Source organism: Massilia rhizosphaerae (genome assembly GCF_016093545.1).
GTDB lineage: Bacteria > Pseudomonadota > Gammaproteobacteria > Burkholderiales > Burkholderiaceae_D > Telluria > Telluria rhizosphaerae.
The window spans coordinates 22,779-46,141 of the sequence record NZ_JADKYX010000017.1; the positions used below are offsets into that span (position 1 = coordinate 22,779).

23 protein-coding genes and 1 pseudogene are annotated in these 23,363 nt (G+C 65.5%); 7 read left to right on the forward strand and 17 right to left on the reverse strand.

The window, feature by feature from the left end; genetic code table 11:
• Positions 1-10 precede the first annotated feature (10 nt).
• Positions 11-493: a flavodoxin family protein gene (locus ISF28_RS21840; RefSeq protein WP_198119294.1), complete on the forward strand. Its 483-nt coding sequence runs from the start codon at positions 11-13 to the stop codon at positions 491-493.
• Here the strand turns inward: ISF28_RS21840 and ISF28_RS21845 are convergent.
• Genes ISF28_RS21845 through ISF28_RS21855 form a run of 3 tightly spaced genes read right to left on the reverse strand, consistent with a single transcriptional unit; the run spans position 462 to position 4,370 of the window.
• Entirely contained in the window at positions 462-2,003 is a 1,542-nt protein-coding gene (locus ISF28_RS21845; RefSeq protein ID WP_198119295.1) for a bifunctional aminoglycoside phosphotransferase/ATP-binding protein, read from the reverse strand. The two genes, ISF28_RS21840 and ISF28_RS21845, sit on opposite strands and share 32 nt — an antisense overlap.
• A 19-nt stretch (positions 2,004-2,022) precedes the next feature.
• Positions 2,023-3,351, reverse strand: coding sequence for a nicotinate phosphoribosyltransferase (locus ISF28_RS21850; protein WP_198119296.1), 1,329 nt, complete (start codon positions 3,349-3,351; stop codon positions 2,023-2,025).
• A gap of 14 nt (positions 3,352-3,365) precedes the next feature.
• Entirely contained in the window at positions 3,366-4,370 is a 1,005-nt protein-coding gene (locus tag ISF28_RS21855; protein ID WP_198119417.1) for a ribose-phosphate diphosphokinase, read from the reverse strand.
• A gap of 174 nt (positions 4,371-4,544) precedes the next feature.
• On the opposite strand from ISF28_RS21855, the gene ppsA reads away from it, so the two are divergent.
• From ppsA to ISF28_RS21870, 3 genes are all read left to right on the forward strand, one after another.
• On the forward strand, positions 4,545-6,983 hold the full coding sequence (gene ppsA / locus ISF28_RS21860) for a phosphoenolpyruvate synthase (RefSeq protein WP_198119297.1): 2,439 nt from the start codon (positions 4,545-4,547) through the stop codon (positions 6,981-6,983).
• On the forward strand, positions 6,980-8,113 hold the full coding sequence (locus ISF28_RS21865) for a 6-phosphofructokinase (RefSeq protein ID WP_198119298.1): 1,134 nt from the start codon (positions 6,980-6,982) through the stop codon (positions 8,111-8,113). The genes ppsA and ISF28_RS21865 overlap by 4 nt, the downstream gene beginning before the upstream one ends.
• A gap of 150 nt (positions 8,114-8,263) precedes the next feature.
• Positions 8,264-9,004 (forward strand): PEP-CTERM sorting domain-containing protein, encoded by a 741-nt coding sequence (locus ISF28_RS21870; RefSeq protein WP_198119299.1) that lies wholly within the window; start codon positions 8,264-8,266, stop codon positions 9,002-9,004.
• Positions 9,005-9,015: 11 nt separating this feature from the next.
• Here ISF28_RS21870 and ISF28_RS21875 read toward each other — a convergent pair whose 3' ends face one another.
• The 7 genes from ISF28_RS21875 to ISF28_RS31260 form a co-directional block, all read right to left on the reverse strand.
• Positions 9,016-9,579 carry a sigma-70 family RNA polymerase sigma factor gene (locus ISF28_RS21875; protein WP_229519290.1) on the reverse strand — a complete coding sequence of 188 codons (564 nt, stop codon included), beginning with the start codon at positions 9,577-9,579 and terminating at the stop codon, positions 9,016-9,018.
• Between the two features lie 53 nt (positions 9,580-9,632).
• Positions 9,633-10,274, reverse strand: coding sequence for a DUF1109 domain-containing protein (locus ISF28_RS21880; RefSeq protein ID WP_198119301.1), 642 nt, complete (start codon positions 10,272-10,274; stop codon positions 9,633-9,635).
• Between the two features lie 109 nt (positions 10,275-10,383).
• Positions 10,384-10,647, reverse strand: a complete 264-nt coding sequence (locus tag ISF28_RS21885; protein ID WP_198119302.1) for a pentapeptide MXKDX repeat protein — start codon at positions 10,645-10,647, stop codon at positions 10,384-10,386.
• Between the two features lie 56 nt (positions 10,648-10,703).
• Positions 10,704-11,435 carry a molybdopterin-dependent oxidoreductase gene (locus tag ISF28_RS21890; protein WP_370663486.1) on the reverse strand — a complete coding sequence of 244 codons (732 nt, stop codon included), beginning with the start codon at positions 11,433-11,435 and terminating at the stop codon, positions 10,704-10,706.
• A 71-nt stretch (positions 11,436-11,506) separates the two neighbouring features.
• On the reverse strand, positions 11,507-12,139 hold the full coding sequence (locus ISF28_RS21895; RefSeq protein ID WP_198119304.1) for a cytochrome b/b6 domain-containing protein: 633 nt from the start codon (positions 12,137-12,139) through the stop codon (positions 11,507-11,509).
• 67 nt (positions 12,140-12,206) lie between these two features.
• On the reverse strand, positions 12,207-12,689 hold the full coding sequence (locus ISF28_RS21900; protein ID WP_229519277.1) for an alpha/beta fold hydrolase: 483 nt from the start codon (positions 12,687-12,689) through the stop codon (positions 12,207-12,209).
• On the reverse strand, positions 12,686-12,886 hold the full coding sequence (locus tag ISF28_RS31260) for an alpha/beta fold hydrolase (RefSeq protein ID WP_370663482.1): 201 nt from the start codon (positions 12,884-12,886) through the stop codon (positions 12,686-12,688). The genes ISF28_RS21900 and ISF28_RS31260 overlap by 4 nt, the downstream gene beginning before the upstream one ends.
• A 2-nt stretch (positions 12,887-12,888) precedes the next feature.
• Here ISF28_RS31260 and ISF28_RS21905 point away from each other — a divergent pair, with 2 nt between their 5' ends.
• Positions 12,889-13,275 carry an Rrf2 family transcriptional regulator gene (locus ISF28_RS21905; RefSeq protein WP_229519278.1) on the forward strand — a complete coding sequence of 129 codons (387 nt, stop codon included), beginning with the start codon at positions 12,889-12,891 and terminating at the stop codon, positions 13,273-13,275.
• Positions 13,276-13,963: 688 nt separating this feature from the next.
• Here the strand turns inward: ISF28_RS21905 and ISF28_RS31075 are convergent.
• Complete coding sequence (locus ISF28_RS31075; protein WP_198119306.1) at positions 13,964-15,304, reverse strand: C1 family peptidase; 1,341 nt, start codon at positions 15,302-15,304, stop codon at positions 13,964-13,966.
• 194 nt (positions 15,305-15,498) lie between these two features.
• On the opposite strand from ISF28_RS31075, the gene ISF28_RS21915 reads away from it, so the two are divergent.
• Together ISF28_RS21915 and ISF28_RS30660 are read left to right on the forward strand one after the other, a co-directional pair.
• On the forward strand, positions 15,499-16,485 hold the full coding sequence (locus ISF28_RS21915; protein WP_229519279.1) for an IS5 family transposase: 987 nt from the start codon (positions 15,499-15,501) through the stop codon (positions 16,483-16,485).
• 236 nt (positions 16,486-16,721) lie between these two features.
• Positions 16,722-16,996 (forward strand): annotated as a pseudogene (locus ISF28_RS30660) (IS256 family transposase); the annotation flags it as partial.
• Between the two features lie 104 nt (positions 16,997-17,100).
• Here the strand turns inward: ISF28_RS30660 and ISF28_RS21920 are convergent.
• From ISF28_RS21920 to gspG, 6 genes are all read right to left on the reverse strand, one after another.
• Positions 17,101-18,414 (reverse strand): DUF4214 domain-containing protein, encoded by a 1,314-nt coding sequence (locus tag ISF28_RS21920; RefSeq protein WP_198119307.1) that lies wholly within the window; start codon positions 18,412-18,414, stop codon positions 17,101-17,103.
• 412 nt (positions 18,415-18,826) lie between these two features.
• Complete coding sequence (locus tag ISF28_RS21925; RefSeq protein ID WP_198119308.1) at positions 18,827-19,351, reverse strand: PilN domain-containing protein; 525 nt, start codon at positions 19,349-19,351, stop codon at positions 18,827-18,829.
• The gene (locus ISF28_RS21930) at positions 19,342-20,097 is read right to left on the reverse strand and encodes a hypothetical protein (RefSeq protein ID WP_198119309.1); all 756 of its coding nucleotides are present in this window, start codon (positions 20,095-20,097) and stop codon (positions 19,342-19,344) included. Before ISF28_RS21930 ends, ISF28_RS21925 begins: the two co-directional genes overlap by 10 nt.
• Positions 20,078-21,682, reverse strand: a complete 1,605-nt coding sequence (locus ISF28_RS21935) for a GspE/PulE family protein (protein ID WP_198119310.1) — start codon at positions 21,680-21,682, stop codon at positions 20,078-20,080. Before ISF28_RS21935 ends, ISF28_RS21930 begins: the two co-directional genes overlap by 20 nt.
• Positions 21,683-21,730: 48 nt before the next feature.
• Positions 21,731-22,915, reverse strand: coding sequence for a type II secretion system F family protein (locus ISF28_RS21940; protein ID WP_198119311.1), 1,185 nt, complete (start codon positions 22,913-22,915; stop codon positions 21,731-21,733).
• 2 nt (positions 22,916-22,917) lie between these two features.
• The gene (gspG, locus tag ISF28_RS21945; RefSeq protein WP_267876970.1) at positions 22,918-23,361 is read right to left on the reverse strand and encodes a type II secretion system major pseudopilin GspG; all 444 of its coding nucleotides are present in this window, start codon (positions 23,359-23,361) and stop codon (positions 22,918-22,920) included.
• Positions 23,362-23,363: the final 2 nt, after the last annotated feature.

Consider the following 23,363-nt stretch of genomic DNA (forward strand, 5'->3'; position numbering starts at 1 on the left):
AGGAGGTCCCATGAAATCCTGTCTCGTCGTCTATTACTCGCGCACGGGGATCACGCAGGAGGTCGCGCAGCGGATCGCGGCCGGATGCGCGTGCGACATCGAGCCCATCCGCGATATGCTGCCGCGCGACGGCGTCCCCGGCTATCTGCGCTGCTGCTACGAAGCGTTCGCGCGCAAGACGCCGCCCATCGCGCCCATGGCCAGGAACGCGGGCGACTACGAGCTCGTCATCCTGGGCGCCCCCGTCTGGGTGGGCCGGCTCAGTTCGCCGATGCGCAGCTTCATCCGCGCGAACGCGGCTCGCCTGCCCCAGGTCGCGGCCTTTTGCACGATGGGCGGATCGGGCGGCGACCGCGCGCTCGACGAGATCGCCGCGCTGTGCGGCAAGCCGCTGGTCGCCCGCATGGCGCTCGCCGACCGCGAGATCAAGGGCGAACGCGACCGCGACAAGATCGGCCAGTTCACCCGCACTGCGGCCGCGGCGCCGGGCTGAAGTCGATGCCGGCACCGGTATCGACGACGACGGCACGCGCGCGTTCGGCCCGCGTCAGCGGCTCCGCACTGGTGATCTGGCGTTCGAGCACGGCGGCGTCGGCATCGGACGCGTCGCGGCCGTCCTGGCGCCGGGCCGCGATGCGCGCGCGCAGGGTCGCCGGCGGCGCGCGCACGTCGACGATGAAGAACGGCACGCCCAGGTCCGCGGCCACGGCGCACAGGCGCGCGCGTTCGGCCGCCATGAGGCAGGCGGCGTCGACCACGGCAGTCCAGCCGGCGGCGAGCACCGTGCGCGCGAGTTCGCACAGGCGCGCGTACGTCCGGCACGTGGTGGCGGCGGCGTACAGCGCGTCCCGGGCCGCGGCCGGCTGCAAGCGCTTGCGCTCGACGTCGGAACGCAGCTGGACGGCGCCGAGCCCTTCGACGAGCAGGCGGGCGACGGTCGTCTTGCCGCTGCCGGAATAGCCGTGCATGGCGATCAGGGCCGTCGGCACGTCGCGGGTGCTGCGGCGCGCGCAGCGCAGGTACGACCGGCCCTCGGCGCGGCTGGCCTCGCGCACGTCGGCCGGCAAGCCCGGCTGATGGGCGCGCAGCAGCATGACCCTGGCCCTCACCAATGCCCGGTGCACGCGATAGTGAGGCAGCAGGGCCAGCGCGGCGTAGTCGCCCGTCTGTTCCAGGTACGCGTTCAGCAGCCGCGCGGCGAGGTCGGGGCGTCTGCGGCACGCCAGGTCCATGTATGCGAACGCGACGTCGTCGATGACGTCGATCCAGCGCAGCGCGGCGTCGAATTCGATGCAGTCGAACGCCTTGACCTCGTCGCCGAGCGTGACGATGTTGTTGCAATGCAGGTCGCCGTGGCATTCCCTGACCATGCCGGCCGCCTTCCTGGCCGTCGCGAGCGCGCCGAGCGCTGGCCGGCGCCGCGCCGCCCAGCGCCGCACGACGGCCAGGTCGCCCAGCGCCGCCGCATCGTCCGCGGCATCCGCCGCGAGCGCGTTCAACGTGGCGGCGAACGTCGCCGTCACCGTCGCCGCGCTCCCCCACGCGGATGCGGCCGGCGCGCAGTCGGCGTCGCGATGGAAGCGCGCCAGCACGGCCGCCAGGCGATCGACCTCGGCGCCGTCGAGCCGGCCGCGCGCGAGCCGCTCGCCCCAGAGCGCGCCCTGGTCGAACGCCCGCATCCACACGGCGTAGTCGAGCGGCGGCCCCGTCCCGCCGAGGACCGGACGCGTCGGATCGCCGGCGACGGGCACGACGTCGATGTACAGGCCGGGCGCCAGCCGGCGGTTCAGGCGCCACTCTTCCCGGCACAGGCGGAGGCGCGCGGCGAGCGTGGCGCAGTCCACGAACGGCAGCGTCACGGCCTTCTTGAACTTGAAGGCATGGCCGCCCGCGACGAGGACGCGGGACATGGGCGTCTCGAAGCATTCGATGCGGCCCGCGGCCGCCCGCAGCGAGCGCGCCACGCCGTCGATCAACGCCTGCTGTCGCGCCAACGCGTCCATGATGGCGGCGCCCGGCGGCTCAGGACAACGTCCGGTCCACGTCGGCGGCCAGCCGCAGCAGGCCGGGCGACGGCCGGACGGACGGCGCCGGCGCCGGCGCGAGGCCGCGCAGCGCGGGCGCCAGCGTGCCGAGCTCCGCCCGCAGCGCCATGCGCGCCTGCGCCAGCGTGGGGGCCGGTTCCAGCCGGCGTCCGCCGCGCATCGCGGGCACGAGCAGCGGGGATCCCGGCAGTGCTTCGCCTTCCAGCCCGAGCGTGTCGTACAGGATCGTGCCGGCGCCGGCGCGGCAGCGGTAGACCTGCTTGCGGCCCGGCCACGTCTCCTTGCCGGGCGAGCGCTTGCGCCGGCCCGTGCCGCCGTATTCCGCCAGCTTGTAGGCGCAGTCGAGGAACGGCGCGTCGGCGGACGTGCTGACCCGCGTGCCGACGCCGAACACGTCGATGGGCGCACCCTGCCCCAGCAGCGCGGCGATCCGGTGCTCGTCGAGGTCGCCGCTGGCGACGATCCGCGTGGCGCCGCATCCGCCCGCGTCCAGCACCGCGCGCGCCAGCCGCGCCTGGGCGCCGAGGTCGCCGCTGTCGATGCGCACCGCGTCGATCCGCCCCGCGCCGTGGAGCGCAGCCGCCAGCCGCACCGCCCGCTCCAGGGCGCGCGGCACGTCGTAGGTGTCGACCAGCAGCGTGCAGCCGCCCGGACAGGTGCGGGCGAATGCGGCGAAGGCCGCCTCTTCGCTGTCGTGCGCCTGGATGAACGCGTGCGCGAGGGTGCCGGCCACCGGGATGTCCCAGCGCCGTCCCGCCAGCACGGTGGCGGTGGCGGAGAACCCGGCCAGGAACGAGGCGCGCGCGGCCAGCAGCGCCGCCTCGGCCCCGTGCGCGCGGCGCATGCCGAAGTCGACCACCGTGCGGCCCCGCGCCGCCGCGACGCAGCGCACCGCCTTGGAGGCGACGAGGATCGGGAACTGCATCAGGTTGACGAGCCGGCTCTCGACCAGCTGCGCCTCCACCAGCGGCGCCGTGACGCGCAGGACGGGCACGCCGGGAAAGAACACCGTCCCTTCCGGCATCGCGTCGACGTCGCCCGTGAAGCGCAGCGCGCCCAGGAAACGAAGAAAACCGGGCGTGAACTTGCCGGTGCCGCCCAGCCAGGCCAGCTCGTCCTCGCGGAAACGTAGCCCCGCCAGGTAGTCCAGCAGCTGTTCCAGGCCGGCCGCGACGAGGAAGTTGCGGCCCTCGGGCAGCCGGCGCACGATGAAATCGAACACGGCCGTGCCGTGCATGCCCAGGGCATGGTAGGACTGCGCCATGTGCAGTTCGTACAGGTCGGTCAGTAACGCGCTGTCGTCCATGGCGGCACCGGCGCTCAGTCGCCCACATCGGCGCCCGCGCCGCCATGCCAGCGCGCGATGGCCGCCGCCACCATCCCGGCGCAGCCCACGACGCGCACGCGCGCCTGCGCCATCGCCGCGCCGAGCCGGAACGGCGCGACGGTGTCGCCGACGAGGGTCGCGCCGATGGCGCTGGCCGCGAGCAGCGCCGGCGCGTCGCCCGTGAACAGGCCGTGCGTCGCGACCGCGGTCACCTGCGCCGCGCCGTGCGCCCGGCAGGCCCCGCCAGCGCGCGCCAGCGTGGCGCCGGTGCCGATCAGGTCGTCGACGATGACGGCGTGGCAGCCGCCCACGTCGCCGGCCAGCATGCCGCCGCCGAGCACCCCGCCGCTGCGGTATTTTTCGCAGAAGGCGGCGCCGACCGGGGTGCCGAGCGCGGCGGCGAGGCGGCGCCGGAACGCGTCCGCGCGCTTGATCCCGCCCTCGTCCGGCGCCACCACGACGACGTCGTTCCCCGCCAGCCGCGGGGCCAGCTCGGCGACGAACAGGTCGGCCGCTTCCAGGTGCTCGGTGCGGCAGCGGAACGCGTTCTGGAAGGCGGCGAGGTTGTGCACGTCGACCGTCGCCACCACGTCGGTGCCGACCGCGTCGAACAGGGCCGCCACGTAGCGCGTGGTGACCGGATCGCGCGCCTGGGTCTTGCGGTCCTTGCGCGCGTACGCCAGGTAGGGCACGACGGCGGTCACGCGCGCCGCCGCCGCATCCTTGACGGCGCCGATGAAGAACAGCAGCCGGCACAGCTTGTCGTTGGCGCTGCGGCTGGCGTCGCCGTACAGCGAGTGCAGCACGTAGACGTCGCGCCCGCGCACGCTCGCGAGCGGCCGCGCCTTGTGTTCGCCGTCCTCGAATTCCCGCTCCTCGTGCGCCGCCGGTGCCGTGCCGAGTGCCTGCGCGACCTGCGCGGCGAACTCGCGGCTGCCGTCCAGCCCGAACAGCAGCGGCCCGGGCGTTCCTTCCGTTGCTACCGCTGACCCGCCCATCGACGCCTCCGTGATCGTTGCCGGCATGTCCGCTGGACCGCAACGGTCGCGCAAAGTTCCATCCTGGTGGGGTAAAGCAACGCTGGCGCAACTCCCGCCCGCGCGCCCGCGCGCGGCGGCCTTGCCTCTGCTACCATCATCGACACCCGATGCCTGTCACAGGAGTGCGAGGCCATGGAAGCGCCAGACACGTTCATCCGCTGGTTCGCGGATCTGGGAATCGCCGATATTCCTTCGGTGGGCGGCAAGAACGCCTCCCTCGGCGAAATGGTCCGCGCATTGGGCGGCCAGGGGATACGCGTGCCGAACGGCTTTGCCGTCACCGCGGCCGCCTACAAGGCCACCCTGGACCGCTGCGGCGCATGGGCGCGCCTGCGCGAAGCGCTCGACGGGCTCGATGCGTCCGACGTCGCCGACCTGGCCCGCCGCGCGGCGGCCGCGCGCGCGATCGTCGAGGGCGCGCCCTTGCCCGCGGAACTCGAAGACGGCATCGTGCAGGCATGGCGCCGGCTGCGCGCGCAATACGGCGACGATCTCACCGTGGCCGTGCGCAGCTCCGCCACCGCGGAAGACCTGCCCACCGCCAGCTTCGCCGGCCAGCACGAAACCTATCTCAACGTCGCCGGCGAGGCCGCCGTGCTCGACAGCGTGCGCCGCTGCTTCGCCAGCCTGTTCATGGACCGCGCGATCGTCTACCGCATCGAGAACGGCTTCGACCACTTCAAGGTGTACCTGTCGGTGGGCGTGATGAAAATGGTCCGCGCCGACCTCGCCTCTGCGGGTGTGATCTTCACGCTCGACACCGAGATCGGCTTTCGCGACGTCGTCTTCGTCACCGGCGCGTACGGCCTCGGCGAAAACGTCGTGCAGGGCACGGTCGACCCCGACGAGTTCTACGTGTTCAAGCCGACGCTGCGAGGCGGCAAGCGGGCCGTCCTGCGGCGCAATCTCGGCGGCAAGGAGGTGCGCATGGTGTACGCGGCGGCCGGCGACCGCGGCACGACCCGCAACGTGCCGACCGGCCCGGACGAGCGCGCGCGCTACTGCCTCGACGACGCCGGCGTGCTCGAGCTGGCCGACGCCGCGCTGCGGATCGAGGAGCACTACGGCGCGCAGGCCGGCCATCCGGTGCCGATGGACATCGAGTGGGCGCGCGACGGCGTCGACGGCCTGCTCTACATCGTGCAGGCGCGGCCGGAGACGGTCGCGTCGCGCCGCGCCGTCACCCGGCTGGAGGAATACCGGCTCGACGGCAAGGGACCCCTGCTGGCGTCGGGCCGCGCGGTCGGCAGCAGGATCGCGTCCGGCAAGGCGCGGGTGATCGCGCACGCCAGCCAGCTCGGCCAATTCCGGCCCGGCGAGATCCTGGTGGCGGAAACCACCATGCCGGACTGGGGCACCGTCATGAAGTCGGCCGCCGGCGTCGTGACCGACCGCGGCGGCCGCACCTGCCACGCCGCCATCGTGGCGCGCGAGATCGGCGTGCCGGCGCTGGTCGGCTGCGGCAACGCGACCGCGGCGATCCGCACCGGCGACGAGGTGACCGTGTCCTGCGCCGAAGGCGACGCCGGCCACGTGTACGGCGGCCGCGTCCCGTTCCGCGTGATCGAGACGGATCTCGCGGCGCTGCCCATGCCGCGCACGCGGCTGATGGTCAACATCGGCAACCCGGATACCGCCTTCCGTACCCGCTTCCTTCCGAACGACGGGGTGGGCCTGGCGCGCATGGAATTCATCGTCGCCGACCATATCCGCATCCATCCGATGGCGCTCGTCCATCCGGACCGGGTCGCGGACGAAGACGCGCGCGCCGAAATCGAACGGTTGACCCGCGATTACCCGGCGCCGGCCGACTACTTCGTGCGCGAACTGTCCGAAGGCGTGGGCACCATCGCGGCGGCGTTCTGGCCGAAGCCCGTCATCGTGCGCATGTCCGACTTCAAGACCAACGAGTACGCCAGCCTGCTCGGCGGCGCGGCTTTCGAACCGGCCGAAGCCAACCCGATGCTCGGTTTCCGCGGCGCCGCCCGTTACGCGCATCCGGCCTACGCGGCAGGCTTCGCGCTCGAATGCCGGGCCATGAAGCGGGTGCGCGAGGAGATGGGCCTGACGAACGTGCGCCTGATGATCCCCTTCTGCCGGCGCCTGCGCGAAGCGGAGGACGTGCTCGCCGCGATGGCGCGGCACGGCCTGGAACGGGGCAAGGACGGACTCGAGGTCTACGTCATGTGCGAGATTCCCAACAACGTCATCCAGGTGGACGCGTTCGCCTGCCTGTTCGATGGCTTCTCGATCGGCTCGAACGACCTGACCCAGCTGGTGCTCGGCGTGGACCGCGACTCCGACCTCGTCGCCTTCGATTTCGACGAGCGCGATCCCGGCGTGCTGGAAATGCTGCGCCAGGCCATCGCGGGCGCCAAGCGCAACGGACGCCACGTCGGCATCTGCGGCCAGGCGCCGTCGGACTATCCGGAAATCGCGCGCTACCTCGTGCAGGAAGGGATCGATTCGATCAGCCTGAATCCGGATTCGGTGGTGGCGGCGGCGCGCAACCTCGTCGAGTTCGAGCGCGTGCTCGGGCTCGAACCGCGCGCGCCCGGGGACGCGGCGTGAACGGGCATGTCCAGCGCATCGCCATCGCCACCGGCGGCGGCGACGCGCCCGGCCTGAACGCCGTGATCCGTGCGGTCGTCCTGTCGGCCACGCGCCTGGGCTGGGAATGCCACGGCATCCGCGACGGCTTCAACGGCCTGCTCGCCCCCGGACAATGCCTGGATGAGCCGGTGACGCGCCTGTCGGTGCAGTCCGTGCACGGCATCGGCCATCTCGGCGGCACCATCCTCGGCAGCACCAACCGCGGCAATCCGCTGCGCTATCCGGAGCGGCAGGACGACGGCAGCCTGGTCGAGCGCGACCGCAGCGACGAGCTGGCCGCGCTGTGCCGGGCGCGGGGATTCGACGCCGTGGTCATGGTCGGCGGCGACGGCTCGATGGCCATCGCCGAGTGCCTGCACCGCAAGGGCCTGCGCGTGATCGGCGTGCCCAAGACGATCGACAACGACCTCGATCGCACGCTGCAGACCTTCGGCTTCGACACGGCGGTGGGCTTCGCGACCGAATGCATCGACCGCCTGCACACCACGGCCGACAGCCAGCACCGCGTGCTGGTGGTCGAGGTGATGGGCCGCTACGCCGGCTGGATCGCGCTGCACGCGGGCATGGCCGGCGGCGCGCATGCGATCCTGCTGCCGGAGATTCCATTCGACGTCGGCATCGTGGCCGACGCCGTCCGCAGGCGCGACGCGCTCGGCTGGCGCCACTCGATCGTCGTGGCCGCGGAGGGCGCGCTTGCGCTCGGCGGGCAACGTGCCGTCCGGGAGGCCGCGGGCGCCGGCCACGTCGAGCGCCTGGGCGGCATCGGCGCGTGGGTCGAGGACCGGCTGGCGGCGCTGACCGGCAAGGAGTGCCGCACCGTCGTGCTGGGTCATCTGTTGCGCGGCGGCAGTCCGTCGGCGTACGACCGCGTGATGGCCGCGCGTTTCGGCGCGGCGGCGGTCCGGGCGCTGGCCCGCGGGGAGTCCGGCGTGATGGTGACGCTGGGCGGCCGGCACAACGGGGCGGAGATCGGCACCGCGCCGCTGTCCGACGTGGCGGGCCGCACCCGGCGCGTGCCGGTCGACGGCGACACGGTACGCACGGCGCGCGACCTCGGCATCTGCTTCGGCGACGGCCCGCACGCCTGATGCCGAATCGCCGGCGCGGCATGCCCGGCGGCACATCGCAACCGGGCCATCCGCACGTTTGCGTTCGAATAAATGGAAGGATGACGGCGCTTCTTATAGTCGAGTGAGGCCGGCCGGCTCGTCACACCTTCCATTTAACCGGAGCAGATCATGAAAGCTTCCCGACACGCAGCGATCGCGACGATTCTTTCCGCAGCCATGCTAGGCATTGCGCCTAGTGCCTCGGCACAATTGAGTGCGTCGTCATCGTTCGATTCGTTCGCCTATCGACTCGTCGACCTCGATCCCTGCGACGGCATCGATCCCAGCATCAACTTCCTCAACGCATCGGTGAACGGCTTTGCGCTGCTGCGCGACGCCAACGGCGCCGTGCGCGAATCGGTGCAGGACGGCAGCATTGGCGAACGCCCCATCCAGGTACGGATCGACACCGGAGACGCGTATCTGGCCGGCGACGCCACCTCGACCAGCGCCAGCTCGCTGGTCTCCATCGAGTACGGCTCCGGCGATACCAACACCGACAGCTTCCTCGGCTTCGTCCTCGCGCCGTACACGGAGGTCACCTTCACCATCGACGCCAAGGCAACCGCCAGCCCCGCCAGTTCGCCGAACTACGCGTATGCCACCGTGGCCGTGAACGGGACCGTCACGGACGAGAACGGCGACCACATCATCGAAACCGATGGCCTGTCCAGCTACCTCGCCTCCTCCGACATCCTGTCGGTGACGTTGCGCTCGGCCGGGGTCGCGCGCATGGGAACGCTCGAGTTCGCCACCGCGGCCCACGCGCTGCTGCAGCCGGTGCCGGAACCGGCCCCGATGGCGATGCTGGCCGCCGGGCTGATGGTCGTCGGCGGGTTCGCGCGCCGGCGGATAGCGGGCAATACCTAGGTGCGGGGACCTCAGCGTTCGCCGCGGATACGGGCAGCCAATGCCTTCAGCCCGCGGTGCACGCCGACCTTGACGGCCGATTCCGACATGCCGGTGCGACTGGCCGTCTCGGCCACCGAGAGCCCCTGCAGCTTGACCATCTCGATCGGCAGGCGCTGGCGGTCCGGCAAGTCCTCGAGCAGCGCGGCGACGTCGCGGCGCGCGTCGCTGGCCTGCTCGGCCGACTCCTCGAACAGGTCGGCCGCATCGTCCAGCGGATCGTTGAGCGCGTCGTGGCGCATGCGCGCGCGCAGGAAGTCCATCAGCTTGTAGCGGGCGATCGCGTAGATCCACGCGGTCACCGGCTGGTCGCGGCGGTAGGTCAGGCGGGCATTGTGCACGGCGAGCAGGGTTTCCTGCACGATGTCTTCCACGTGGTCCTGCATGTCGAACAGGCGCCGGCGCAGGAAGGCGCGCAGGCGCCGGGTCAACTCCTCGAGGAACCGCCGGTACGCGCGCGCGTCGCCATCGAGACCGGCGAGCAGCCAGGCCTGGAGTTGCTCTTCGACGGGAGAGCGTGCTCCGGCATCCTGCATCGGCGTGCCGAGCGCGTCCGCGCGGACGCTGCCGGCGTCCTGGGCGCGGCCGTCTACCATCGCAGCAGCACCTTGCCGAGGACCGCGCCCAGCGCCGTCGGCACCAGCATGCCGAGCACGTACCACACGCCCCAGAACGGCAGCGTCGATTCCGGGCAATGCAGGCAGTACACGAGCAATCCCTGGGCGCCGGCCAGCAAGCCCGCCGCGGCGCCGGCCTGGCGCGGCTTCGTCGGGGCCAGGCCGCGCAACGCCCAGAACACGGCGCAGAACGCGGGAATGGACAGCACCGTCACGCACAGCGTGCACACGCGCCACGTCTCGCCCAGCACCATGTGCGGCCGCAGCGCGGGCGGCGCGGCCACGAGCGCGGCGCCCGCCCCGAGCCACAGCGCGGCCAGCGCCAGGGCCGACACCAGCCAGCCCAGCCCGGCGCCGCGCCCCGGGCGTGCGAGGCGCATCGTCACCGACAAGGTCGCGCCGAGCACCGCCGCCGGAAACGCCAGCTTGAGCCAGAACATGCCCGTCATCGCCACCCGGGCGAGATCCGGACGCACGCCCAGCAGCGCCACCATCAGGACGCCCGCGCCGGACAGGCCGAACGCCAGCGCCAGCGCGAAGCGCTTTTCGACGGCGCGCGGATCGACCGCCTCGACGCCCGTCGCCAGCATCGCGACCAATTCATCCGTTTTCATGCCACTCCTTGAGACCTGCCGGCAACGAACGCGGCGCGGATGCGTATTAGATCACGGCGCGCATCCATGCGCGAGAGGCATGCCGCGATCCGGGCCGTTGCCCGGCCGGTCAATGGCCCATTGCGTCCTTGGCCATGGCGTCCTTTTTCTTCATGGCGTCCTTGCCCATGGCGTCTTTTTTCATCGCCAGCTTTTTCATGGCGTCCTTGGCGATCGTATCGTGGGCCATCTCGTCCTTCTTCATGGCGTCGTGCTTCATCGCGTCGTGCTTCATGGCGTCGTGCTTCATCGCGTCGTGCTTCATGGCGTCCTGGGCGAAGGCGGTGCCCGACAGGAGGCTGGCGGCGATCAGGGTGGCGGCAAATGCTTTCATGATATTTCCTTTCTGATGGATCGAACGGTGGAGGTGTTGCGAGGAGGGGTCGGCGCTCAACTGCCGCCGAACCAGTTGTAACCCTGGTCTTCCCAGTAACCGCCGGGATACGTGTTGGTCACGAAGATGGCCTGGATATGCTTCGGGTTCTTGTAGCCCAGCTTGGTCGGCATGCGCAATTTCATCGGATAGCCATACCGCGGCGGCAAGGTCCGGCCGTCGTAGGTCAGCGCCATCAGCGTCTGCGGATGCAGCGCGGTCGCCATGTCGATGCTGGTAAAGTAATCGTCGGCGCACTTGAAGCCGACGTATTTGGCGCTGAGGTCGGCGCCGACGCGGCGCAGGAAATGCGCGAACGGCACGCCGCCCCATTTGCCGATGGCGCTCCAACCTTCCACGCAGATATGGCGCGTGACCTGGGATTGCTGCGGCAAGGCGCGCAACCCGGCCAGCGTCCATGGCTTGCGGTCGGCGATCAGGCCGGACAGCTCGAGACGCCAGGCGTCCCCGTCGACCACGCGCACCTCGTCCTCGCCATAATAGGCATTGAACGGAAATGGACGCGTGATCATGCTGTCCGGATAGGTGGGCGCGAGGCGCGTCGGATCGAACAGGAAAGCCTGGGCGCGGTCGTTGAAGCGCGACATCGACGCCAATGCGCGCTCGATGCTTTCCTCGCTGTCCGGCGTGCAGCCGGTCAGGAGACCGAGTCCGCCGAGCGTCAGGCTGCGCTGCAGGAATGCGCGGCGCGACGGCTGCTCGACGCGCTTGATCGCGTCGGCCAGCATGGCGGCGCCGTCTTCGGGCACGACGATGTTGCGGGGTTTAAATAAAGGCATGTCAGTGTCCTCGATGAAGATCAGCGGCCGCGCAGCATGGCCAGCAACGTGCGCGGCACGAGCGCGACCATGACCACGTGCACGGCGATGAACCCGCACAGGCCGGCCATGGCGAAGAAGTGCACGCGACGCGCGCCCTCGTAGCCGCCCACCAGCGTGCGCAGCAGCGGGAACTGCACCGACTTCCACAGCACGAGCCCCGACAGGACCAGCACGACGCAGTCCGCCATGACGAATACGTAGGCCAGCCGCTGGACGCTGTTGTAATGGCGCGGATCGGCATGCGACAACCGTCCGCGCAGCGCGGCGCCCAGGTCGCGCAGCACCTGGCGCGGCGGGATCGGGAAGAACTGGCGGCGCAGGCGTCCCGAGGTCAAATTGATGGCCAGGTACAAGAGGCCGTTCGCGACGAGCAGCCACATGGCGGCGAAATGCCAGGCGAGCGCACCGCCCAGCCAGCCGCCCAGCGTCACGGCGGGCGGAATGGTCAAGCCGAGGAAGCCGGTCGCGTCGTAGATGCGCCAGCCGCTGGTGACGAGCACCAGCACGGCCGCGGCGTTGAGCCAATGGGCGATGCGCAGCCATGCCGGATGAACGACGGCATCGTCGTGGCGCGGGGTGGGGACGGCGGTGGAAAGACGCGTGGTGCACATGGCGGATCGCTCCATTGGGGATGACCATGTGTAATTCGCGCGGGCGGCGCGGTCGGTTACACGCCGCTCAAAAAAAATTCGGACGCGTCAGACTATTGGCGAAAATCAGGATCAATTCATTGACGGCGTCGGCCCGCTCTTGCTGTATCCAGTGGCCGGCGCCGTCGAGCGTGACCGATCCGCGCAAGTCCGTGACCAGTCCGGGCATGCTGGCGATAATGCGATCCATTCCCGGGATCGCGAACAGCGCTGGAACGTGAACCCGCATGCCGTCCAGGCTGGCCTGGAGTTGCCAGTTTCGATCCAGGTTGCGGTAGTAATTCAGGCCGCCCCGAAAGCCGCTGCGCCCGAAAGCGGCCGCTACGGCTTGCAAATCGGAATCGCCCAGCCAGGCAGGCGCGGAAGGCGGATCGGGAAGGTCATGCAGGAGGCCGCGCGTGCGCGAGACCATGCCGAAGGGATTGGGCGTACCGTCGCCTGGACGGCGCGGACCGGCGTCGGCCGTGCGCGGGAACAGCCGCGTGGGCGGCATCGGCGGACGACCCATCATCGGCACGCCGAAGGCAATGACGCCTGTAACGAGGTCGGACGCATCAGCGCCATCTGCCAGGCGATCGTGGCGCCCCAGTCGTTGCCGACGACGATGACGCGCTCGACCGGCAAGGCGTCCAGCAAGCCGACCAGATCGCCTACGGCGTCGAATACCGTGGGCAGGAGGAACGATGAGGCGCGATGGCAGGCTGTCACGCATGATGCATGTGCTGATCCACATGAGCAAACGGGACGGCAGAACGACGTCCGACACGCTCGCGCTGATGCTCGACACGAACGCGGTCGTCGTCAGGCGAACGATGGCATCACTCAAGCAAGCCGGATCGGTGCGTTCGGACGGTGGCGCGGGTGGCGGCTGGTCGCTGTGCCGCGACATCAGCACCATCACGATCCGCGACGTCCACGAGGCCCTCGGCTCGCCCCGGGCGCTCGCCGTGGAAGCGGCGGTCGATCACCCCGCCTGCCCGGTGGAGCACGCGGTCGTCGCCCAACTCGGCGCGATTTTCGAGGCGACAGAAGACTTCATGCTGGCACGCATGGGCGACGTCACCCTGGCAACGGTTGCGGCGCAGATGGCGCAGTAACGCCGCGGTTCGCGCATCGCATGGCCGTTGGGCACGAAGCGGAGACGCTGTCCTGCTGGGAGAATCTGGAGGCGAGGATGGGAGCCGAACCCATCTGCACGGCCTTGCAAGCCGTTTTAGCCTTTAGGAATCAAAGAGTTAGCTCAGCGCCACACTTTGCATCGAATGAGTTCGCTGGAGCGTGACTGTCAAAACAATATAAGCGCACTGTGCAGTCGGCCCCGGCTTGCTGGAGTGATCCCATGATGCAGAGGCCACGCATCTAGGCCGGTCTCCGCCCCGAAGCAAACCGTCGGTCCCTGTACCACGCGCATGAAGGTCGACCGGAATTTACCCGCCGCTCGCGAGCGGCGACCCGACGGCTTACGTGGGTCTGCCCGGTATCGGCGTCATTCTGTAGCTCAGTGCCGGATGGGCATTACGGCGGCGCCGGTCGACGCGCGCGCCTAAAACCCGCATTCACCGCGTCGCATCCTTGGCGGTAACGCGGCGTTGGCGGCGCCCTGGAACGGCGCGAGGTCGACAGTGATCGTTGTCGCCGCCGACGTTGCGCGCCGCCCGTCATACGGAGCACCTTGCAAGGCGCCGTCGCGGCCCACGCGACATCTCAAGTGGTGACTCCTGGACCGGTTGCAGCGTTCCAGGAGTGCAATGAGGGGCCCACACGCCCGCCGAGGTGGCGTGGCAGTCAGGCGCTATAGCTGGGCGTGAAGCTGTACGTCGTCACGTTTGCGGCCATCCATCCCATATCGTGTTGCACGCCGGTTAGTGCAACCTGGACGGTATCGGCGTTTGACGTGACAGCGGCGATGGCCGTCGCTGCTTCCGCCGAGTTATTCAGCTGATAAGTGGCTGCATACGTCTCGCTCACCGTGCCGCGATTGACCAGCGCATCATGATCGGTGCCGGTCGAGTTTTGAGCCGAATGGATGATATCGAGAGTTACGTTTCCGTGCGTAACCCCGCTGTTCAATTCGTTCACCCAGACATTCGCTTCGCTTCCGACCACATGGCGGCCGAACAGGTTCATGTACATCTGGTCGACATAGGCGGTATTCGACAGCGAACCGTATTTTTGCGTGGCTTCGCCCGACGTCACGAGCGCATTTGCAATCGAAGAGAGGGAGACGCCGCTATTTTCCTGGCCGACCCAGTATTCAAGACCGCTGTGATCGACAGCGCGGCCCAGCGTGCCAACGTACAGGGTCGCGATATCGCTACGCGCCTGGGTCCACGCGGTATCGACGTTCTTGAAATTTTGGACTACCGCAATCTCATTGACAAGCACACCCTGTTCGATGAAATCGTAGGGGAGCGTACCGTATCCGTGGTCGCCCCAGCCGGCACCCCACGAATTCTCGAAAATGTAGGCACCCTTGCCGTCATTTAGCGTATCGTCCTTCCCGACGATGACGAATGCATGCCTGCCAACGGTGCTGTTGTCATAACCGTTGACTCCCAATTGACTGGACAAATACCCGCCCTCGGCGGCCATCCAGTCCGGAATGTAGCCGCCGACGATAACGGCTTTGCCCTGCATTAGCTGTTGCTCAATGAGAACCTTAACGTTGGCATCTTGTTGAGCACCGTCGTAACCGCCAACGCCTGACGGACCGTTGGCCAGCGGCTGATTATGATCGCCGTTCTTGTACATCATCCAGTCCGTATAGTCCTTATAATCGATGACTTTCTGGGTGGCGGCGTTTGCTTCGGTCGATGCGCTGGGTTGCAGATACAGACTGCCGTTGTATGGCGCCGCATTTGCCTGAGACGCAATGCCGACTTTCTTCGCGACATCCAGCATTTTCGTTATACTCGCGCCAGAGTCATTAGTGACGTCTTCGTATGCAAATCGATAATCGTAGTAAATCTGGTTGCGGGCCAGTTCACCGGTGTCCAGATGATATTCGCGGGATTCGAGACGGATTGCCTGGCAAATGGCGTTAGTGACGCAAGAATTTTCCGTTCCTTGGTCGAACACCATAGGGGAAAAGGAACTCAAATAAATTTTCGACGAGACGGTAGACACGAATACTCCCAAGGTAGTGATGAATGTGCATCTCATGCAATTAAGAAATTGCATTTTCGCAATATTACACGAGAGTATTGATTTTTGATAACAAATTTTAGCGAAAGCGTTAAGGAAGTGCTGATTTAATCGCTGAGCCCCCCGGCAGGAGGCGCAACTGGCACAATGACGCATCTGATCTTTCCATCATCCCGATGAAGCAAACGAGTTTTTCCGACGCCGAGTTCGCAAGCAAGAAGAGACTGACGCGACGCGATCGCTTTCTGGCCGAGATCGAAGCCGTGACGCCGTGGCCGTCGCTGGCGGCGGCGCTGCTGCCGTACTATCCCAAGGGCGAAGAACGCGGTCGACCACCGGTCGGTCTGGAGCGGATGCTGCGCATGTACATCGCACAGCAGTGCTTCGGCTTGTCGGACGAGGGCATCGAAGATGCGATCTATGACAGTCAGGCCATTCGCGGCTTTGTCGGCATCGACCTGACGCACGAGTCGGCGCCGGACGCAACGATGCTGCTCAAGTTCCGTCGGCTGCTCGAAAAGCACAACCTGACGCGCAGGATCTTCGATGAAGTCAACGGGCACCTGGTCAGTAAAGGCTTGATGATGCGCGAGGGGACCATCGTCGACGCGCCCCTGATCGCGGCGCCTCCCTCGACCAAGAAATCGCGACGAGAAACGCGATCCGGAAATGCATCAGTCGAAGAAGGGAAAGAACTGGTTCTTCGGCATGAAGGCTCATATCGGCGTCGATGCCAAGTCCGGCCTGACGCATACGCTCGTGACCACGCGGGCAACGTGTTCGATGTCACGCAAACTCACAATCCTCTTCATGGCGACGAAACTATGGTGTTCGACGACGCCGGCTACCAGGGTGCCGACAAGCGCCCGGTGAACGTGGATAAGGCGGTCATCTGGCACATTGCGATGAAACGCAGCGTGCGTAAGGCCATGAAGAAGAATCCGCTGGGTCGCGCCAGGGAAAAGCTGGAGAAGGCCAAGGCCAGCGTACGCGCCAAGGTCGAACACCCGTTCCACGTGCTGAAGAACCTGTTCAAGCATCGCAAGACGCGTTACCGCGGGCTGGCGAAGAACACCGCACAGCTGCATACCTTGTTCGCGTTCGCCAATCTCGTGCTGGCCGGCCGAACTTTTGGAAGCGCCCACGCCCGAACTCCGTCCTGAACCGGGAAATGCGCGCTGCGATACGCCAAAATGCATCTCGCGGACCAGCGTACGCGTGAAAAATAACTCATTTCAACCATCGTCACATCCAACGCTGGTTTGTCACATCGGTCGGGCGCACACCCCATTTGTTCAGCGTTTCCCTAGAGGGTCGACGTCTGCTGCGGCCGCTGCGGATGTCGGGAGCCCGTCAGATCTGCCGGGTGGAACGGAGTCGTGAAATAATCCAGAAAGGACTGTTCCATGACCGATGTAATGACGGCGAAAAGTCCAAGAAACAAAAAAACGCGTCCCCGTTCCCGGTCGAGTTGATCGACCAGTTGCTTGCGCAGGTTGAGAACAAGGACGATGAGTCGATCCTTGGGGAATCTGCGTGGCCGCGCAACTCAAGAAGAGGCTGGCCGAACGCATGCTGTCGGCCGAGCTGAGCCATCACCTGGCCAACGAGGGCGAAGGCAGCAAGAATCACTGCAGCGGCAGCCGCCCGAAGAAGGTTCTTACGGCTCGTGGCGCCGTCGCGGCCCACGCGACATCTCAAGTGGTGACTCCTGGACCGGTTGCAGCGTTCCAGGAGTGCAACGAGGGGCCCGCACGCCCGCCGAGGTGGCGCGGCAGTCAGGCGCTAAAGCTGGGCGTGAAGCTGTACGTCGTCACGGTTGCGGCCATCCATCCCATATCGTGTTGCACGCCGGTTAGTGCAACCTGGACGGTATCGGCGTTTGACGTGACAGCGGCGATGGCCGTCGCTGCTTCCGCCGAGTTATTCAGCTGATAAGTGGCTGCATACGTCTCGCTCACCGTGCCGCGATTGACCAGCGCATCATGATCCGTGCCGGTCGAGTTTTGAGCCGAATGGATGATATCGAGGGTTACGTTTCCACGCGTAACTCCGCTATTCAATTCGTTCACCCAGACATTCGCTTCGCTTCCGACCACGTGGCGGCCGAACAGGTTCATGTACATCTGGTCGACATAGGCGGTACTCGACAGCGAACCGTATTTTTGCGCGGCTTCGCCCGACGTCACGAGCGCATTTGCAATCGAAGAGAGGGAGACGCCGCTATTTTCCTGGCCGACCCAGTATTCGAGACCGCTGTGATCGACAGCGCGGCCCAGCGTGCCAACGTACAGGGTTGCGATATCGCTGCGCGCCTGGGTCCACGCGGTATCGACGTTCTTGAAATTTTGGACTACCGCAATCCCTACGATATGCACACTCTGTTCGATGAAATCGTAGGGGAGCGTACCGTACCCGCGGTCGCCCCAGCTGGTACCCCACGAATTCTCGACGATGTAGGCACCCTTGCCGTCATTTAGCGTATCGTCCTTCCCGACGATGAGAAACGCATGCCTGCCAACGGTGCTGTTGTCTTGATCGTAGCGTCCCAATTGATTGGACAAAGGCCCGAACTCGGAGTGCAGCCACTCCGGAATGTCGCCGTCGACGATAACGGCTTTACCCTGCATTAGCTGTTGCTCAATGAGAACCTTAACGTTGGCATCTTGTTGAGCACCGTCGTAACCGCCAACGCCTGACGGACCGTTGGCCAGCGGCTGATTATGATCGCCGTTCTTGTACATCAACCAGTCCGTGTAGTCCTTATAATCGATGACTTTCTGGGTGGCAGCGTTTGCTTCGGTCGATGCGCTGGGTTGCAGATACAGGCTGCCGTTGTATGGCGCTGCATTTGCCTGAGCCGCAATGCCGACTTTCTTCGCGACATCCAGCATTTCCGGTATACCCGCGCCAGTGTCAGTATCGGCGTGTTGGTTTGCGAATCGATAATCGTAGTAAATCTGGTTGCGGGCCAGTTCACCAGTGTCCAGATGGTATTCGCGAGATTCGAGACGGATTGCCTGGCAAATGGCGTTAGCGACGCAAGAATTTTCCGATCCTTGGTCGAACACGATAGGGGAAAAGGAACTCAAGTAAATTTTCGACGAGACAGTAGACACGAATACTCCCAAAGTAGTGATGAATGTGCATCTCATGCAATTAAGAAATTGCATTTTCGCAATATTACATGAGAGTATTGATTTTTGGTAATGAATTTTAGCGAAAGCGTTAAGCCTGCACGACGAGCGTATAGCCGAGCCATGACACGGAGTCGTGCGCTCAATATGTGTAGTTCAGGGCTTCCAAGCAGGTAAGGGCGCGAAATCTCTAGAGGGGCGGCGTCTACTGCGGCCGCTGCGGATGTCCGCTCTCGCAAACGTGGACACGAACCCCACATGGGGCACGTCGTCCGTCATCGCCCCTCAACATTTCGCCGCCATGCGGCCCTACAGGTTCCGAAGGATTAACGGTGTGCGGTAAACAGCGTGGCAGTTTCTCGGTCGCTCAATCGCGGAGTTGCATTCGGATCTCGAACGTCACGATGTCGGCGTTGCCCTGCATGCCTTTCTTTTGATGGGAAAGATAAACATTGTAAAAATACGGCTCGGCCGACAAGGCAGCCAGATAGTCCACCAATGACTTTATGTCGCGCGACGTACCACGCAAGGTCAGCCGCCGTGCTATCTTGTCCGGCAAAAACTCGTGCAGAGCAATATCAGGCTTACTGGTGCGCTCCAACGCGGCGAACATCGGGTACCAGGAGAAACTCAGTTCCTGCCGCAGTTCGTTCCAGTTACGCTGTGACTCAGGATCCGGAAGACGGGTTTTGTGCGAGGGAGATCTGGCGGTCGCCTGCTGCAGCGAGGCAAGAATGCGCTCTTGCCTGAGCAGGTTCTCGTAATGTCGATAAAGCTCGACGCCAGCCCAGAGCGCAGCCGCAACGGACGCCGCCAACAAAAACCACCAACGCGCCGCATGCCGTGCCTTTGGCCCGAGATAATGTATCGTCTGATCCAGGTTCACGCCCATCGCAGCCCCGGGAGTACTTCAAAATCTGATGTGGGAAATCGGCTCTTGATCAATTCCGTCTCGGCGGTGTCGACAGTCGGCGTCCAAAACCGAAGGTGTGACACTGCGGGAAGCGTGGCGTCCAGCATGTTCGCTAGTCGTCGCAAGGCATCAGGAAAACCGGCGCCCATCGGCTGCACCTGCACGCCGGCGCACGTCCTCCCATGGAACAGCAAGGCACTCAAGCGCCCGCACTCACGCAAAATAAGGACGGTCCGACTGCCCCGTACATTTCCCGTATTGCGCCAGTAGGCGTAAGCGGAAATCGGTGCAATCGACCTGAAGCGCATCCGACGTTCAAGCAGACGGTTCCCTACCTCCACGACAAGCGCGCGAGGCAACGCATAACCGAATCCGACACTACGGAAATGACGATATCCGGCCTGCACGACCCAGTCCCCGTCGAGGTTAAAGCCGGCTTGATCGAAACAGGCACGAGCATAGGCTTCATATTGTTCACCGTTGTTGAGACTATCCTGCCAGATCAAAGGGATTGTACGCGCGGCACTATCGGAAACGATAAGGTCCAGTTGGGCTCGACCACGCCGCGGATATGCATCAAGAAGGCGATCTAAATTTTCCGTAACATCGAATGCGGCCCGCGCCACAGGTACGTATCGGGCGACCTCCCTGCCGCCGGCGCCGTAAAGAACATTCGCGTCCGGATACACGACCGCCGTCAAATGCTCAGGCCACAAACGTAACACGATTCACCTCCTGTAACGTTGTGTGGCCGTCCTTGACCAGATCGAGCGCGACATCGCGGAGAAACCGCGTGCCTTCGTTGCGAGCCTGCTCCTTGAGCGAACGGATCGATGCGCGCGCGACGATCATTTCCCGTATCTCGTCAGTAAGGCGCAATACTTCGGCGATCGCACGACGTCCTTTGTAGCCGGTATTCCTGCACTGTACACAGCCTCGTCCGGCTTTGAACCGGTACCCAGCCGGATCTACGATTCCCGACTCTGCTAGAAGCGTCCTATCGACTTCCACCTCTTCGGCGCAAAACGCGCAATTCTGACGCACCAATCGCTGTGCAACGACGCCCGTCAGCGACGATACGAAGTTGTATGGGTCCACGCCCATATGCATGAAGCGTCCAATCACATCGAACGTGTTATTGGCGTGCACGGACGTGAACACCATGTGGCCGGTCAATGCCGATTGAACCGCGATCTGCGCCGTTTCAGGATCGCGGATTTCACCGACCAGGATCTTATCCGGATCGTGACGGAGAATCGAACGCAGGCCTACAGCAAACGTTAATCCTTTGCGCTCATTCACGGGAATCTGCAACACGCTGGGAAGCTGGTACTCGACCGGATCCTCGATTGTAATGACCTTGTCTTCGCCGTGATTGATCTCGGTGAGCGCCGCATACAGCGTGGTGGTTTTTCCGCTCCCCGTTGGCCCTGTCACAAGCATCATACCGTACGGTTCCGCGGCCAGCCGACGCAACAACATTATGGTTCGCGCGTCGAAGCCGAGGGAATCGAGCGTCAAGCGCTGCACACTGTCCATCAGGGCCTTTTTATCGAGCACGCGCAGCACCGCGTCTTCTCCGTGAATGCTCGGCATGATGGACACGCGGATGTCGATGTCGCGGCCTTTCGATGCGACGCGGAAGCGTCCATCCTGCGGCACGCGCTTCTCGCCGATATCCAGCTCCGCCAAGACCTTGATTCGCGCGATGCACTGGTCTGCAAGGACGGGATTGTTTACCATCGCGATCTTGTTCAGCACGCCATCGATGCGGAACTTGATCAGCAATCCCTGCGGCAGGGATTCCAGGTGAATGTCGCTCGCCTCGAGCCTCAGTGCATCGAACACGGTCGAGTTGATGAGCTTCACGGCGGGGCTGGCCTCGCCCTGGATGGACGTCAGAGTCAGCTCGGCGCCCGAACTGCGTTCGATGACGCCGGCAACCTCTTCCCCGACCGCGTCGGCCACGGCGCTAAACGACGCCTCGTGCGATTCGAGCCTGGCCAGCAGCAACTGGGGATCGGCCATCCGGACGTCGGCGACGTCGAGGGTAGCAAGCCACGCTCCCAGCGCGGGCGACAGGGGCTGGCCGACGACGGCCTGGCGCATGCCGCCCTCGTCGCGCGCAATAAAGACGACGCGCGCGACCATCTGCGCGTACGCGACGGTCTCGAAGTCCGGCATCAGCGCGTCGAACGCGTCGTCGGCGATGAGTTGATAGCCCAGCAGGTCGGAAGCGTGGCGCAACGCGGCGTCGCGTGACATAGCCTGGCGTTGCGACAGGACGTCGAGCCATTCGAGGGAATGCATGCTGCTGACCGACGCAAGGTCTTGTATGGTAAAACTCACGGGATCCCTTTACACGATATTGGCAAGGTCGAAGATCGGGCTGTACAGCATCAACACAATGGCGCCGACAACCAGGCCGATGCCCAGCATGAGGACCGGTTCGATCAGGCGGCCGGCGGTGTCGACCCACATCGCCGTTTCCTGGTCGTAGAAATCGGCGATATGGTTCATCATTTGCGCCAGGTTGCCGGAAGATTCGCCGGCCACCAGCAGGCGCACGGCGACCTCGGTGCCAAGGCCGCAATCGCGCAACGACGCCGACATCGGCATGCCTTCACTGATGAGGCGTGCCGCTTCGTCGATCCGGCCATGCATGACCTGCGGCAGCGACGCGCGTGTCATGTGTAGCGCCGACAGCACGCTGACGCCGCTGTGCAGCAGCATGCCGAGCGTGCGATACAGCCGCCCGAGCTGCAACACCCACACGCGTTCTCCGACCCAGGGCGTCGCCAGAAGCCGGCGAAACGCGGCGCTGCGTACCACGGGATGGAATACCTGTACAACCAATGCAAGCGTCACCGTGGCGAATCCGCCCCATGCGACGACCTGGTTGTTGCGGACGAAGGTGCCCCACCATTGTACGAATGCCGCGCTGCCGTTGCGCATCGTTCCGACGTCGTCGTATACGGCACTGAATCGCGGCAGCACGTATAACATGAGGAACGAGATGACGAGGAAGCCGACCACGAGAAGAATCGCGGGATAGGTTGCTGCCGCCCTTAGCTTGCCGCGCAATGTGTCCAGTTGTTGCCGGTACAGCTGGTAACGACGGATCGACGCGCGTACGGTGCCGGTCGTTTCGCTCGACCGGACCATTGCGATGTACAGCGGCGGAAAGATCGACGGAAGACCTTCCATGGCATCGGACAGTTGCTTGCCCGAGCGAAGGCTGCGCAGCAGGACGTCGTACACAGCCCGGCTCGCGGCCTTGCGGTCGTTCCGCCCCAGGATTTCGATCGCGTCGACGACGGTCTGGCCGGCTTCGAGTAGCGAATGCATCTGCTGGTTGAAGACGTCCAGGTTGAAATCCCGCCCCGTTTTCGCTATCGGCACGAGGCCATGAACGGCCTTAAGTTCGATGAGGCGACCACCCGAGTTGGCGATCAGTTCGCGCGCTTCCGCTTCGTTTGCGGCATCGATCACGCTGTCGACAACGGCCATGGAGGCATCGAGCTGCTTGACGTGGAATCGCATGTTCAGTTCCAGCTGACGATGTCGGCGTCTTCGCCGGCGCCGCCCTGCTGGCCGTCGGCGCCGTAGGAAACGATTTCATATTCACGGCCGTCCGCGCCAGGCGTCCGGTAGCCGTACGCATGGCCCCAGGGATCCGTGGGAACGCCCTTTTTCAGATAAGGGCCCTGCCAGTTCGCCTCGTTGGGCGGCTGGACGAACAACGCGACCAGGCCGGCCTCGGTGGGGGGATAATGCCCCGTATCGATGCGATACTGGTCCAGCCCTTTTTCGAAGGACTCGATCTGGGCCCGGGTGATCTGCACCTTGGATTTTCCGATCTGGCCGAAGTACTTCGGTGCGACGAACGCGGCGAGCAAACCAATGATCACGATGACCACGAGCAGTTCGAGAAGCGTGAACCCGGCTGGTCGTGTGCGGCGCATGCGAAGGTTGATGAACGAAGCCATGC

What these genes read in the sequence shown, in the direction of transcription:
- ISF28_RS21840 (WP_198119294.1), top strand. Translation starts at nt 11, where the DNA reads ATGAAATCCTGTCTCGTCGTCTATTACTCGCGCACGGGGATCACGCAG.
- ISF28_RS21875 (WP_229519290.1), bottom strand. Translation starts at nt 9,579, where the DNA reads ATGCAGGATGCCGGAGCACGCTCTCCCGTCGAAGAGCAACTCCAGGCC.
- ISF28_RS21900 (WP_229519277.1), bottom strand. Translation starts at nt 12,689, where the DNA reads ATGATGGGTCGTCCGCCGATGCCGCCCACGCGGCTGTTCCCGCGCACG.
- ISF28_RS21925 (WP_198119308.1), bottom strand. Translation starts at nt 19,351, where the DNA reads ATGGGCGTGAACCTGGATCAGACGATACATTATCTCGGGCCAAAGGCA.
- ISF28_RS21885 (WP_198119302.1), bottom strand. Translation starts at nt 10,647, where the DNA reads ATGAAAGCATTTGCCGCCACCCTGATCGCCGCCAGCCTCCTGTCGGGC.
- ISF28_RS21855 (WP_198119417.1), bottom strand. Translation starts at nt 4,370, where the DNA reads ATGGGCGGGTCAGCGGTAGCAACGGAAGGAACGCCCGGGCCGCTGCTG.
- ISF28_RS21915 (WP_229519279.1), top strand. Translation starts at nt 15,499, where the DNA reads ATGAAGCAAACGAGTTTTTCCGACGCCGAGTTCGCAAGCAAGAAGAGA.
- ISF28_RS21870 (WP_198119299.1), top strand. Translation starts at nt 8,264, where the DNA reads ATGAAAGCTTCCCGACACGCAGCGATCGCGACGATTCTTTCCGCAGCC.
- ISF28_RS21935 (WP_198119310.1), bottom strand. Translation starts at nt 21,682, where the DNA reads ATGCATTCCCTCGAATGGCTCGACGTCCTGTCGCAACGCCAGGCTATG.
- gspG (WP_267876970.1), bottom strand. Translation starts at nt 23,361, where the DNA reads ATGGCTTCGTTCATCAACCTTCGCATGCGCCGCACACGACCAGCCGGG.
- ppsA (WP_198119297.1), top strand. Translation starts at nt 4,545, where the DNA reads ATGGAAGCGCCAGACACGTTCATCCGCTGGTTCGCGGATCTGGGAATC.
- ISF28_RS21850 (WP_198119296.1), bottom strand. Translation starts at nt 3,351, where the DNA reads ATGGACGACAGCGCGTTACTGACCGACCTGTACGAACTGCACATGGCG.
- ISF28_RS21895 (WP_198119304.1), bottom strand. Translation starts at nt 12,139, where the DNA reads ATGTGCACCACGCGTCTTTCCACCGCCGTCCCCACCCCGCGCCACGAC.
- ISF28_RS21940 (WP_198119311.1), bottom strand. Translation starts at nt 22,915, where the DNA reads ATGCGATTCCACGTCAAGCAGCTCGATGCCTCCATGGCCGTTGTCGAC.
- ISF28_RS21890 (WP_370663486.1), bottom strand. Translation starts at nt 11,435, where the DNA reads ATGCTGGCCGACGCGATCAAGCGCGTCGAGCAGCCGTCGCGCCGCGCA.
- ISF28_RS21880 (WP_198119301.1), bottom strand. Translation starts at nt 10,274, where the DNA reads ATGAAAACGGATGAATTGGTCGCGATGCTGGCGACGGGCGTCGAGGCG.
- ISF28_RS21845 (WP_198119295.1), bottom strand. Translation starts at nt 2,003, where the DNA reads ATGGACGCGTTGGCGCGACAGCAGGCGTTGATCGACGGCGTGGCGCGC.
- ISF28_RS21905 (WP_229519278.1), top strand. Translation starts at nt 12,889, where the DNA reads ATGATGCATGTGCTGATCCACATGAGCAAACGGGACGGCAGAACGACG.